We start from the raw sequence: 12,545 nt of genomic DNA on the forward strand, positions 1-12,545 counted from the left end.
GAAAAAGGGAATGCTCTGACGCATCCAACCGGCGCTGGCAAGTACGCGATCCGGCGGTCGCCGGAACAAGGGACGGATAAGGAACTGACCATCTACAAACGGGAGGAAATCAAATGCTGACACGGCTAAGACTCGTTCTATATGGCCTGTTGGTGGCGCTGACGATTGTTCCGGCAGCGGCACAGGCCAAGACCTTCTACTGGATTTCGCATGGCGGCCCGGCTGACCCAGTCTGGACCTACTTCCTGGCCGGCGCGAAGCAATGGGCCAAGGACACCGGCAACACCGTCAACACCTCGTTCCACAATGGCGACGTGGCCTCGCAGCAGGAAGCGGTTCGCGCCGCCCTCTCCGCCAAGGCCGACGGCATCGTCACCACCAGCCCCGATCCGGGCAGCCTTGTCGAGATCGTCAAGGAAGCCCGCGCGGCCAACATCCCGATCATCAACTTCAACACGCCAGATCCCAAAGCCAATTTCAACGCCTATGTCGGCGGTGACAACGTCACCTTCGGCAAGCACTGGGCGCAGTATCTGGTCGACAAGGGCCTGGTGAAGAAAGGTGACTTCGTCTGGATGCCGGTCGAGGTTCCCGGTGCCACCTATGGCGTCCAGGAAGAGGAAGGCATCAAGAGCGTCTTCGGTCCGCTCGGCATCACCTATGAGATCACCGAGGCGACGCTTGACCAGGCCGAAGTGATCAACCGCATGGTCGACTACCTCACCGCCAACAAGGCCAAAGTCAAGGCGATCATCGGCCTCGGCGACCTGGTGACCGGCTCGATCAAGCGGGTCTTCGACCAGGTCGGCATCAAGCCGGGTGAAATTCCGGTCGTCGGCTGGGGCAATTCGCTCGACACCACCCAGGAAGTGCTGAACGGCTACGTCAATGCAGGCCAATGGCAGGACCCGCAGGCGACCAGCTATGTCGCCCTCTCCCTGGCCAACATGGCCGCTGCCGGGATTCCTCCGGGCTTCAACGTGATCACCGGTGCGCTCTACGAAAAGGATACCGCCGCGGTCTACGACAAGATCCTGTCCGGCAAATAAGATTCCAAACTCAAACAGTCGCGACTGCCCCGGCGGTCGCGACTGACTTCTCCGTTTTCGCCGAGCCCTTCGCTGTGCAAGGCTCAGCCTTTCCAATCCTATCGCGGGTTGCTCGTGGAAAATCGTTCGCTCATCCAACACCTGATCGCGCGGCCTGAGTTCGGCCCCTTGGTGCTGCTCGTCATCGAGATCGCCGTTTTCTGGAGCATCAACCACGACTTCCTGTCGCCGCAGAACATTTCGAACACGCTGGCCTTCACGGTCGAACTCGGCCTGATCGCTCTGGCGATGACGCTGTTGATGACATCGGGTGAGTTCGACCTTTCGGTCGGTTCGCTGTTCGGCTTCTCGCCGGTGCTGATGTGGACGCTGTTCAACAGCGGCCTCACTTCGCTTGAGGTCGGCTTTGTCGCGGCACTGCTGGTCGCCGCCTTCATCGGGCTGATCAATGGCTGGTTCGTCACGCAGCTCAAGATCCCGTCCTTCCTGGTGACGCTCGGCATGCTGCTGGTGGTGCGCGGCACCGCCCTTTTCGTCACCGACGGGTTTCCGCAGCGCACCTGGAGCGCCGAAGGCAGCTGGCTGGCGGAGGCGCTGGTCGGCGACTTCTTCATCGGACCGTTCCGCATCTACATGTCGCTGTTCTGGTTCATCGCCGCGGCCATCGCGCTCGGCTATGTCCTGACGCAGAGCCGCACCGGCAACTGGATCCAGGCGGCCGGCGGCAATCCCAATGCGGCGCGCGCCCGCGGCGTCAATGTCAGCGGCGTCAAGATCGGCCTGTTCGTGCTGTCATCGCTGATGGCCTCGCTTGCCGGCGTCATCTCTTCGCTGCGCACCTCGGCCGCCAACCCCAACAGCGGCACCGGCTATGAGCTGGAAGTCATCGCCATGGTGGTGATCGGCGGCACGGCGCTGACCGGCGGGCGCGGCACGATCATCGGCACCGTGCTCGGCATCCTGATCCTGCGCGTCATGCGCAACGGCATCGTGCTGATCGGCGTGCCGGGCCTTGCCTACAACATCTTCATCGGTGCGATCATCCTTGGCATGATGGCGCTCCATTCATGGCTGGAACGCCGGCATCAGGCAGGGACTTGAACCATGGCCGAGCCACTGATCCGCATGCAGAACATCCGCAAGTCCTATGGCCGCGTGCAGGCACTCGAGGACGCCAGTTTCCATGTCAATGAACGGGAGATCGTCGGCCTGCTCGGCGACAATGGCGCCGGCAAGTCGACGCTGATCAAGGTGCTCTCGGGCGCCGTTCCGCTGACCAGCGGCGACATCTTCATCCGCGGCAAGAAGGTGAGCTTGCGCAACACCAGCGACGCCATCGCCCACGGCATCGAGACGATCTACCAGGACTCGGCACTGGTCACGCAATTGTCGATCGCCCGCAATTTGTTCCTCGGACGCGAGCCGATCAAGCCRCCGCGCTTCCTCAATCGGATGGACCAGGACGCCATGAACACGGTCGCACGCGACCTGCTCAAGCAGGTCGGCATCTCGAAGAACATCCCGCCGACGACACCGATCGGCTCGCTCTCCGGCGGCGAGCGGCAGGCGGTGGCGATCGCGCGCGCCATGCATTTCGACAGCGACCTCATCATTCTCGACGAGCCGACCAACAATCTCGGCGTCGCCGAAACACAGGGCGTGCTGAGCTTCGTGCGCAACGCCCGCGATTCCGGTCATTCCTGCATTTTCATCGCCCACAACATCCATCATGTCTTCCAGGTGGTCGACCGCATCGTCGTCATGCGCCGGGGCAAGGTGGTCGCCGACGACATCGACCCGAAGAAGACCAGCGTGGCGGAAGTCGAGCGGATCATCACCGGCATGTCGGACAAGGAAATCCGCGATGCCATCGCCGATGGCAAGCCATCGCACTGAGTCCGGACAGCCGTCTTGTCGAGGCGGCCGAATGACTGTCCGGCTGATGGGCGGCAATCAGCCGTCACCTCAAATCGCATCGCTCGACTGGCGCGGCATCGCATCGGGACATAGGGTTAGGGCATGAAAGCCACCGTCTCGGATATCGCCCGCAATTGCGGGCTGTCGACAGCAACGGTCGACAGGGTGCTCAACAACCGGCCAGGTGCGAGTGCCGCCAACCGCCAGCGCGTCATGGAGGCCGCCAAGCAACTCGGCTATCTGCCGGTCGCCGATCAGGTGACGCTGCCCTCGCGGCCCGCCCATCTCGAATTCCTGCTGCCGATCGGCAGCAATGCCTTCATGCGCGATCTCGCCGGACATATCGAGGACTACGCCGCGCGGCTGCCGCTTGTCGCCTCGTGCCGGATCCACAACCTCGCCGGAATCTCGCCGAGCGCGCTGCAGACCGCCGTCGAAAACCTCTCGCTCAGGGCCAATGGCGTCGGTGTCATCGCCGTCGACCATCCGCGCACACGCAACATCCTGCGCGACATCGTCGACGCCGGCATGCGCCTGGTCACGCTGGTATCGGATGTCCCGGCCGCACCGCGATCGGCCTATGTCGGCATCGACAACCGGGTGGCGGGACGAACCGCGGCGCTGTTGATGGGACGCTTCCTGGGCGGTCGCACCGGCCATCTGGCGATGGTCGTCGGCTCGCGCTCCTATCGCGGCCACGAAGAGCGCGAAATGGGTTTCCGCTCGGTGCTCAACGAAGAGTTTCCCAACCTGACCGTCAGCAGCGCGGTCGAGATCAATGACGAGCCCGACGTCAGCTATGCCGAGACCATGAAGGCGCTGCACAACGAGCCCGAACTGCTCGGCATCTATTGCGTCGGAGCCGGACATTCGGGCGTTGCAAAGGCGATCCGGGAATTAAGGCCGAACCGCAAGCCGGTGTTCATTTGTCACGACCTCACAAAGGACACGCGGGGCTATCTGGTCGACGACCTGCTCGATGTCGTCATCGACCAGAATGCCAGGCTGATCGCCGAGCAGTCGGTCATCCGCCTGCTCGGCTCGATTGCATCCTCGGCGCCCTATCTGACGCGGAAGTTCATCGAGCCGCGCCTGATCTTCAGGGAAAACGTTCCGGTGCAGTGAAGCTTGCCTGCGCTTTTCCGGTCACACTCGGCAACTTTCGCGGGTGATACAGCGAATCTGCACAGCTGCTATGCACGATCCACGATTGCCGAATCATTGGGCAGCCCCTAATTTGCAGTTGTCGGCCATCTACTCCTCCCAGATGCGATGCCGACGCTGAGTGGGGTGCACCTCCTCCCGCGCCACACTCGAAATCGAGCCCGCTGCCACCTCCTCCCGGCAGCGGGCTTTTTTCGTTCCAGTCAGTGGCGATTGCAATGGCGCTCACGCCAAAGGCGTGACGGATCGTCCATTCTCGGTCACGAGATCGAATAGATTGCCGGGGAGAATTCAGCCGGCAGCAGTGCCGCGGAAGGAGACGATCAGCCCTTCAGCCATGCGGACGAACTGCGCGCTGGGGCCTTCGGTACCAACGCTTTGAACGCTGACACGGGCGCCTTCAAGCAGAAGCGACAGCGTATCGGCAAGCAGCTCGGCCTGGCCGATGCCAGCGTCCCGGCACAGCGTGACAAGGCGATCGCGCTGGGCTTCCTTGAGTTCCTTGATGACGCGCCGGGCCGGATGATCCGCGTCGGTCAGCTCGATGGCTGCGTTGGCCATGTCGCAGCCGCGGCCGTCAGCCGTCAGGCAATCGGCGGCCATGCGAACCCAGGCATGCAATTGCGCCAGCTTGTCGCCGGGATGCTGTATCTCGAATTTCTCCCAGATCGCACCCGCCTTGCAGGCGGTGGCGCGCAGGCATTGGATGATGAGATCGTCCTTGGAATCGAAATGACGATAGAGCGTCATCTTGTTGGTTCCGGCGGCCTCAGTGATGGCGTCGATGCCGACGCCCTTGATGCCATGCTTGTGAAACATGTCCTGCGCCGTCTCCAGGATCCTGTCCCGGGGACGAACGCGTTCCACAGTGCCGTCTTCCATCAAAACCTCCTTGGTTTCCCAAAAATCCCTCGGTACGCCTCTTGACTAGGGTGTTACCGGTCTGTAACGTCACGAATGTTACTTACTGGTAACACCTATGTCGCCCTCCGTCAATCACAAGACCGTGAACTGGTCCTGCCAGATCGAGAGGGACCTCAGCGAGATGGGCGAACAATTGCAGTTCATGCGGCCTCGGCCGGTGAAGAGATGAAAACGGTTCGTGAGCATGGGCTGCGAACCGACAGACAAGGAGCCGGCCAATGCCACAGCGCCGCGATCTTACCATAGATGAAGCCGTCCGGGATCCGATGATCCGGCTGGTCATGAAAGCAGATGGCGTCGACCCGCGCGCCTTCGAAAGGATGCTGCGCTCGCTCGCCGATGCGCAGCACAGCGAGATGCCGTTGCTGCGTTCGCTGGGAGAGCCCGGTGACGGGCGCGGCCAAAGGCTGTCCAGGGTTGCCAGCGCCTTCGGCAAGGCAAGAGCGGCCGGGGAGGCGTGTGTTTCGTGGTAAACTTTTTCATCCATCGTCCGATCTTCGCCTCGGCGATCGCCATCATCATGGTGCTCGCCGGGACGATTTGTTATTTCCTGCTGCCCGTTTCGCAGTTTCCCGACATCACACCGCCGCAGGTCGTGGTCAGCGCCCATTATCCGGGCGCAAGCGCGCAGGTGGTGGCCGACACCGTGACGACGCCGCTGGAGCAGCAGATCAACGGCGTGCAAGGCATGACCTACATGTCGTCGACGAGCTCCAATGACGGCTCCTCGACCATCACCATCACCTTCGATGTCGGCTATTCGCTCAGCACCGCCGCCGTCGACGTCCAGAACCGCGTCTCGCAAGCGGCCTCGTCGCTGCCGGCGATCGTCAATCAGGGCGGCGTTACGATCAAGAAACAGAATCCGAACTTCGTCCTTATCGTCAACCTGACCTCGCCCGACAGTTCGGTCGATCCGGTGGCGCTGAGCAACCTTGCCTATCTGCAGGTGGTCGATCCGCTGAAGCGGCTGCCCGGTGTCGGCGACGTGCAGATCTTCGGCGAGCGGCGCTATTCGATGCGCGTCTGGCTCGATCCGGACAAGCTCGCCAATCTCGGCATCACCGCCGTCGACGTCCAGAATGCGATTGCCGAGCAGAACGTCCAGGTGGCGGCCGGCAAGATCGGCCAATCGCCGGCCCCGGCCGGCACCGCCTTCGAGATGCAGGTCAACGCCGTCGGCCGCCTGAGCGATCCCAAGGAGTTCGGCGACATCGTCGTGCGCGCCAACACCGACACCGGCTCGCTGGTGCGGCTGCGCGACGTCGCCCGCATCGAGCTCGGCGCGCTGCAATATTCATCGTCGGCCTTCTTCGGCAAGGATCCGACCGTGGTGCTCGCCGTCTACCAGATGCCCGGCTCCAACGCGCTCGATCTTCAGCAGCGCGTCAAGGACAAGATGCAGGAACTGTCGGCCCGTTTCCCGAAGGGCGTCTCCTATGCGATGCACTACGACACGACCCGCTTCGTCTCGGCGTCGATGCATGACGTGCTGATCACGCTCGGTGAAGCGCTGGTCCTCGTTGTCGCCGTGGTGTTCATTTTCCTGCAGAGCTGGCGCACGACGATCATCCCGACCATCGCCATTCCGGTGTCGCTTGTGGCGACGCTCGTCGTCATGGAGATGCTTGGCTTCTCGCTCAACATGCTGAGCCTGCTCGGCATGGTGCTGGCGATCGGCCTGGTCGTCGACGATGCCATCGTGGTGGTCGAGAACGTCGAACGACAGCTGGAGGCAGGGCTCAAGCCACTGGCGGCGACCAAGGCCGCGATGGCCGAGGTCACCGGTCCGATCATCGCCACCACTGCCGTGCTGATGGCGGTGTTCGTGCCGGTCGCCTTCATTCCCGGCGTCTCCGGCAAGCTCTACAACCAGTTTGCGCTGACGGTGGCGATCTCGGTCGGCATCTCCGCCTTCAATTCACTGACGCTGAGCCCCGCGCTCAGTGCCGCCTTCCTGCGGCATCGCCAGCCAACACAGTTCGTGCTGTTCCGCTGGTTCAACACGGGCTTCGACCGGCTGTCGCATGCCTATGCCCACGGCGTGCGCATTCTCATCCGCTTGCGCTGGATCATGCTTGGCCTGTTTGCAGCCGGACTTGTCGCCACCTACTTCGTCTGGCAGCGCCTGCCCTCGACGTTCCTTCCGGTCGAGGACCAGGGCTACTTCTTCGTCGTCATCCAGCTGCCCGACGGCGCTTCACTGGAGCGCACCGACGCCGTGGCGCAAAAGGCGCGCGACATCCTGCAGGCGACACCCGGCGTCGACATCGTCGGCTCGATCAGCGGCCTGAACTTCCTGACCAGTGCGGCGCAGTCGAACTCGGCGGTCGAATTCGCCATCCTCAAGCCCTGGGAGGAACGCAGTCCCGACCAGAGCGCGTCGAAGCTCGTCGCCGATGTGCGCGGCAAGCTGCTGCAGATCCCGGAAGCCTTCGCGTTGAGCTTCGATCCGCCCTCGATCCCCGGTATCGGGACCACGGGCGGCTTCGAATTCGTTGTTGAGGATCTCACAGGCCGCGGCAGTTCAGCCCTCAATGACGCGACGCAAGCCGTGATCGCCGAGGCGCGCAAGCAGCCCGAGATCAATCCGCAGCAGCTGTTCTCGCCGTTCTCGACCTCGACGCCGCAGTTCAACTACGACCTCGACCGCAGCAAGGCGAAACTGCTCGGCCTCAGCCTGCCGGATGTGTTCAACACGCTGCAGATCTATCTCGGTTCGCTCTACGTGAATGACTTCAACCTGTTCGGCCGCACCTTCCGGGTGACCATCCAGGCCGACAAGGATGCACGTGCGGGCGCTGCCGACATTTCACGGCTCTATGTGCGCAATGCCTCCGGCGGCATGGTGCCGTTGAGCACACTGGGCAAGCTCGTGCCGTTCGTCGGCCCCGAAACCGTGCCGCACTACAACAACAACGCGTCGGCCTCGATCAATGGCGGTGCCGCACCGGGCTTCTCCTCGGGCCAGGCGGTTGCTGCGATGGAACGGGCCGCCGCCACGGCACTGCCCAGGGATTTCGGTTTCGAATGGACCGGCATCACCTTCCAGGAACTCAAGGCAGGATCGATCGCGTCCGTCGTCTTCGGCCTCGCCATCGTCTTCGTCTTCCTGATCCTGGCGGCGCAGTATGAGAGCTGGGCGATGCCGTTCATGGTGCTGCTGGCGGTGCCGCTCGCCCTGTTCGGCGCGTTCGCGGTGCTGTGGGCGCGTGGCATGCAGATCGACGTCTACTCGCAGATCGGCTTCGTCATGCTGATCGGCCTGGCGGCCAAGAACGCCATCCTGATCGTCGAATTCGCCAGGAGACGACGCGAGGAAGGCCTCAGCATCGTCGACGCGGCGATGGAGGCGGCACGGCTGCGGCTGCGGCCGATCCTGATGACGGCTTTCGCCTTCATCCTCGGCGTGCTGCCGCTGATGTTCGCCACCGGAGCCGGTGCCGCAAGCCGTCAGTCGATCGGCACCACCGTCTTTGGCGGCATGGTGGCGGCCACCATCCTGTCGCTGGTGTTCGTACCGGTCTTCTACGCGGTCATCGAACAGCTGCGCGAACGCGGCGGCAATGACGAGCCCGCCGCTGACGAACACACTGAACCAACTGCCGAAACCGCCTTCCCTCCCCTGGCGGAAGCGGCCGAATAAGATTGGAGACTAATCATGCGTAAATGGAAAATCGCGTTGGGAACGGCTGTCGCGCTGGGAGCGATCTCGGTGGCCAGCGTCCATCTGCTCGACATGGGCAACGTCAGCCTCAATGCCGGCACCGCTGGTGCGGCGCCCGCCCCGGCGGCGTTCGTCATGCCGGTGCCGGTGGTCAGCGTCGTCAAGAAGACGATCCCGATCTACCTCGACTACGCCGCGCGGACGGAGCCGATCCGCAACATCACCTTGCAGGCCAGGATTCCGGGCTATCTGCAGGAGCAGGCCGCTGCAGACGGTGTCGACGTCCGCCAGGGCGATCTGCTCTACAAGATCTCGCCTGATGACTTCCAGGCGGCTCTAGACCAGGCGAAGGCGCAGGTGCAGCGCGATACCGCAACGCTCGACTATGCCCAGTCCAATCTCGGACGCGGCACCGAACTTGCGAAGAGCGGCTATCTCGCCAAGGACGGGTTCGACCAGCGCACCAGCACCTTGCGCGAAGCACAGGCGTCGCTGGCGCTCAACCAGGCGGCGGTCCGCACGGCCGAGCTCAATTTGAGCTATGCCGAAATCCGCGCGCCGTTTGCCGGACGCCTGGGTCGCAACCAGGCCTCGGTCGGAACGCTGGTCAGCGTTGCCGGCACCGTGCTCAACACGTTGGTGCAGCTCGATCCGATCTACGTCACCTTCAATCCGAGCGAGACGGACCTGGCTGAGATCGAGCAGGCTCGCGCGGCCGGTCCGATCGAGGTCGAGGTCCTGCTTCCCGGCGAGACCGAGGCCAGCCAGAAGGGCGAACTCACCTTCATCGACAATACGGTGGACCGTTCGACCGGCACCATCACGGCGCGGGCGACGATCGGCAACGGCAAGTTCACGCTGCTGCCGGGCCAATATGTACGCGTCCGGCTGCATGTGAAGGAGCAGGCCGATGCGCTGATGGTGCCGCAGACGGCGCTGGGCTCGAGCCAGCTCGGCAAATATCTCTACGTCGTCGGCAAGGGCAACACGGTCGACCAGCGGCTGGTTTCGCTTGGCCCGACCAGCGGCAGTCAGGTGGCGATCCTGACCGGCGTGGCCGAAGGCGATCAGGTGATAACAGGCAATCTGCAGAAGATCGGACCCGGAATGCCGATTTCTCCGCTGCCGGAAAAGCCGGCCACCTGAACACCCCCGTCAGGTCCGGCCTCAGCGCGGCGCCCCGACCTTCCCATAGGTCGCGGGCGCCGCTTTCGTGAGCAGCTCCACCAGGCCCGCGACATCGGCACGATCAGCCTTGGCCGGCGGCATGAACGCGCAGTAGGGATGCCCGAGGCGGACCGAGACGGGTGACAGCGCGATCAAGCGGCCCGCCTCCAGATCGGCGCGCGCCATGACCTGCTGACCAAGCGCAATGCCGAGACCCAGCCTCGCCGAGGTGATTGCCAGGCTGGACAGGCCGACGCGCCGCCCATGCGACGGGTCGGGCGAGCGACTGCCGCCGGATGCCGCGAACCAATCGGCCCAGGTCGGGTGAGAGGCATAGTTCGGCCCCCAATTGGTGTGGATGAACAGGCTTTCATGCAGGTCCGCCAGACCCGGATCGCCATTGCCGTGCCGGTGCCAGAATTCGGGCGCGCAGACCGGCAAGACATCATCATGGACAAGCCGGACGAGCTTCAATCCGGGATAGTGATAGTCACCGTAGCTGATGCGCAGGTCGATGTTCTGGCGCATCAGGTCGACCGGATCGTCCTCGACCCGGACATCGATCGCCATCTGCGGAAAGGTATCGAGAAGCACGGCGAGCTTCGGGGCCAGCCACAGTTCGGCCAGCGAAAACGGCACGCTGACGACAAGGCGCGTCCGCAAGCCGCCTTCCAGCATGCGCCGGCCGATCGCCGCTATGTCGCCCAGCGCCCGCGCGGTTTGCGGATAGATGGCGTGGCCGGCGTCGGTCAGCGCAATGCGGTTGCCGCTGCGCACGAACAACTGCTTGCCGAACCAGGTTTCGAGATTGCGTATCTGCTGGCTCACCGCCGCCGACGACACGCCAAGCTCGGTCGCAGCCAGGGTAAAGCTGCCGGCGCGCGCCGCGACCTCGAAGGCCTTGATCGCATTCAGCGGAGGCAGCCGTTCCACATCGATCCTCCAAAAGTTTTTCTTGTCCAATCCTAATTATTTTGCGCGTTGAGAGAAAGATTTTTTTGCCATCTCATAGGCTCGGAAACTCGGAGCCCACGACCATGAAAGACATCCTCGATCTCGACCGCTATCCGCTCGACCGCGAAGGCAGCGCCGAATGGCAGCGCCTCGTCGACCAATCCATCGCGGCACTGGAAGCCGACGGCATGTTCAACCTCGAGGGGTTCTTACGGCCCGGCGTCGCTGAAAAGGCGGTGGGGGAAATCCAGCCTGTCATGGCTGCGCGCTCGCATGTGCACAAGCGGATGCACAACATCTATTTCAAGCCTGACATTCCCGAGCTTGCGCCTGACCATCCGGCATTGCGCAAGGTCGAGACCATCAGCCACACCGTTTGCGCCGACCAGATCCCCGGCAGCGTCGTGCTCGCCATTTACGAATACGAACCGCTGCTGCGCTTCCTGGCGGCGGCGATGGGCAAGACCAGGCTGCATGTCATGCAGGACCCACTGGCGCGCACCAATGTCATGGCCTATCGCGCCGGCGAGGCGCTCAACTGGCATTTCGACCGTTCGGAATTCACCACAACCCTCCTGCTGCAGCAGTCGCAACGCGGCGGCGACCTCGAATACCGCACGGACCTGCGGTCGGACGACAATCCGAACTATGACGGCGTCGCCAGGCTGCTCGAAGGGCGCGACCGTGAAGCCAAGATCCTGCGCATGAAGCCCGGCACGCTCAACGTCTTTCGTGGCAAGAACACCGCGCATCGCGTCACCACCGTCGAAGGCGAACGCGAGCGCATGATCGCGGTGTTCTCCTACTACGAGAAGCCCGGCGTGATGTTCAGCGCCGAGGAACGGGTCGGCTTCTACGGTCGCGCGGCCTGAGGCCGAAGAGGCAGACATGCCAGCGGTCCCCCAAGCGGTCCCCAAGAATCCGAAAATGACCTCTTGTTAGATTGTCGACAATCTGCTTGTCTTGCTCTCGGTTTCCTTGGGAGTGGCCGAATGGCGAAAGTGGATTTCAGTCCGATCGCGGATACGACGCGGCGCGCCGAGATCGTCGCGCTGCTGCGGCGCGCGATCCTGACCGGCCAGCTGGAACCGGGCCAGAAACTCAACGAGCTCCGGATCTCCGAACAGATGCGGGTCAGCCGCGCGCCACTGCGCGAGGCGATGCGCGAGCTGGTGCAGGAAGGCATCCTGACCAGCATTCCCTATGCCGGCACTTTCGTCGTCGACGTCACCGCCAAGGACATCGACGATGCCTATTCGCTCAACAAGGTGCTCGACGAATTCGCCATCGAGCGCACCTGGCCGTTGCGCGACCAGCGTTTCTTCGATGAGCTTGACCAGCGCCACGAGGCGGTGAAACAGGCGACCCGCAACCGCGACACCACCCGCCAGATTGAAACGGCGCTGCAACTGCATGGCCTGATCTACGAATGGGCCGACAATTCTGTGCTGCTGGAAACCTGGCAGCGGCTGACCAGCCGGTTGCAGATGTATTTCGCCCTGCACCAACAGGCCCGCAACGAAGCGGTGCCGGCTGAAGACGTTCACGAGACCTATGTGTCGCTGCTCAAAGGGGCCGACATGCGCGCTGCCCAGCGCCATGCCCGCGAGCATATCGACCTCGATTTCGAGGAGCTTCTTTCCTACGCGCGCGATCTCGAACAGCGCCCGTCGAAAGGCGCCTGACCCGTTCCTCACCACCGC

Annotated in this window: 11 protein-coding genes; 9 read left to right on the forward strand and 2 right to left on the reverse strand. The window is 63.2% G+C overall.

Annotated features, from left to right (window positions below):
- Nucleotides 1-113: 113 nt before the first annotated feature.
- The 4 genes from AC1D2G_RS10205 (at nucleotide 114) to AC1D2G_RS10220 (ending at nucleotide 4,091) form a co-directional block, all read left to right on the forward strand.
- Nucleotides 114-1,049, forward strand: a complete 936-nt coding sequence (locus tag AC1D2G_RS10205; protein WP_095091864.1) for a substrate-binding domain-containing protein — start codon at nucleotides 114-116, stop codon at nucleotides 1,047-1,049.
- Between the two features lie 114 nt (nucleotides 1,050-1,163).
- Entirely contained in the window at nucleotides 1,164-2,150 is a 987-nt protein-coding gene (locus AC1D2G_RS10210; RefSeq protein ID WP_477413682.1) for an ABC transporter permease, read from the forward strand.
- Between the two features lie 3 nt (nucleotides 2,151-2,153).
- Complete coding sequence (locus AC1D2G_RS10215; RefSeq protein ID WP_457154340.1) at nucleotides 2,154-2,945, forward strand: ATP-binding cassette domain-containing protein; 792 nt, start codon at nucleotides 2,154-2,156, stop codon at nucleotides 2,943-2,945.
- Nucleotides 2,946-3,068: 123 nt separating this feature from the next.
- Nucleotides 3,069-4,091, forward strand: a complete 1,023-nt coding sequence (locus AC1D2G_RS10220; RefSeq protein WP_457154341.1) for a LacI family DNA-binding transcriptional regulator — start codon at nucleotides 3,069-3,071, stop codon at nucleotides 4,089-4,091.
- A gap of 330 nt (nucleotides 4,092-4,421) precedes the next feature.
- Here AC1D2G_RS10220 and AC1D2G_RS10225 read toward each other — a convergent pair whose 3' ends face one another.
- Nucleotides 4,422-5,012 carry a TetR/AcrR family transcriptional regulator gene (locus AC1D2G_RS10225; protein ID WP_095091861.1) on the reverse strand — a complete coding sequence of 197 codons (591 nt, stop codon included), beginning with the start codon at nucleotides 5,010-5,012 and terminating at the stop codon, nucleotides 4,422-4,424.
- 260 nt (nucleotides 5,013-5,272) lie between these two features.
- Between AC1D2G_RS10225 and AC1D2G_RS10230 the strand changes: the two genes are divergently transcribed.
- Genes AC1D2G_RS10230 through AC1D2G_RS10240 form a run of 3 tightly spaced genes read left to right on the forward strand, consistent with a single transcriptional unit; the run spans nucleotide 5,273 to nucleotide 9,867 of the window.
- Nucleotides 5,273-5,527 carry a hypothetical protein gene (locus AC1D2G_RS10230; RefSeq protein ID WP_477413684.1) on the forward strand — a complete coding sequence of 85 codons (255 nt, stop codon included), beginning with the start codon at nucleotides 5,273-5,275 and terminating at the stop codon, nucleotides 5,525-5,527.
- A complete protein-coding gene (locus AC1D2G_RS10235; protein ID WP_477413686.1) occupies nucleotides 5,521-8,700 on the forward strand; it encodes an efflux RND transporter permease subunit in 3,180 nt (1,059 codons plus the stop codon). The genes AC1D2G_RS10230 and AC1D2G_RS10235 overlap by 7 nt, the downstream gene beginning before the upstream one ends.
- A gap of 15 nt (nucleotides 8,701-8,715) precedes the next feature.
- The gene (locus AC1D2G_RS10240; RefSeq protein WP_477413688.1) at nucleotides 8,716-9,867 is read left to right on the forward strand and encodes an efflux RND transporter periplasmic adaptor subunit; all 1,152 of its coding nucleotides are present in this window, start codon (nucleotides 8,716-8,718) and stop codon (nucleotides 9,865-9,867) included.
- Nucleotides 9,868-9,888: 21 nt separating this feature from the next.
- On the opposite strand, the gene AC1D2G_RS10245 is transcribed toward AC1D2G_RS10240, so the two are convergent.
- The gene (locus AC1D2G_RS10245; RefSeq protein WP_477413690.1) at nucleotides 9,889-10,821 is read right to left on the reverse strand and encodes a LysR substrate-binding domain-containing protein; all 933 of its coding nucleotides are present in this window, start codon (nucleotides 10,819-10,821) and stop codon (nucleotides 9,889-9,891) included.
- A gap of 104 nt (nucleotides 10,822-10,925) precedes the next feature.
- Between AC1D2G_RS10245 and AC1D2G_RS10250 the strand changes: the two genes are divergently transcribed.
- Together AC1D2G_RS10250 and AC1D2G_RS10255 are read left to right on the forward strand one after the other, a co-directional pair.
- Entirely contained in the window at nucleotides 10,926-11,714 is a 789-nt protein-coding gene (locus tag AC1D2G_RS10250) for a HalD/BesD family halogenase (RefSeq protein WP_477413692.1), read from the forward strand.
- A gap of 120 nt (nucleotides 11,715-11,834) precedes the next feature.
- On the forward strand, nucleotides 11,835-12,527 hold the full coding sequence (locus AC1D2G_RS10255; RefSeq protein ID WP_477283824.1) for a GntR family transcriptional regulator: 693 nt from the start codon (nucleotides 11,835-11,837) through the stop codon (nucleotides 12,525-12,527).
- The last annotated feature ends 18 nt before the right edge of the window (nucleotides 12,528-12,545 follow it).

The sequence above is a fragment of the Mesorhizobium sp. P2_C7 genome (assembly GCF_056404515.1).

Bases quoted from the DNA above. Each gene is read 5' to 3' on its own strand.
- AC1D2G_RS10225 (WP_095091861.1), bottom strand. From the start codon at position 5,012: ATGGAAGACGGCACTGTGGAACGCGTTCGTCCCCGGGACAGGATCCTG.
- AC1D2G_RS10250 (WP_477413692.1), top strand. From the start codon at position 10,926: ATGAAAGACATCCTCGATCTCGACCGCTATCCGCTCGACCGCGAAGGC.
- AC1D2G_RS10240 (WP_477413688.1), top strand. From the start codon at position 8,716: ATGCGTAAATGGAAAATCGCGTTGGGAACGGCTGTCGCGCTGGGAGCG.
- AC1D2G_RS10230 (WP_477413684.1), top strand. From the start codon at position 5,273: ATGCCACAGCGCCGCGATCTTACCATAGATGAAGCCGTCCGGGATCCG.
- AC1D2G_RS10205 (WP_095091864.1), top strand. From the start codon at position 114: ATGCTGACACGGCTAAGACTCGTTCTATATGGCCTGTTGGTGGCGCTG.
- AC1D2G_RS10255 (WP_477283824.1), top strand. From the start codon at position 11,835: ATGGCGAAAGTGGATTTCAGTCCGATCGCGGATACGACGCGGCGCGCC.
- AC1D2G_RS10220 (WP_457154341.1), top strand. From the start codon at position 3,069: ATGAAAGCCACCGTCTCGGATATCGCCCGCAATTGCGGGCTGTCGACA.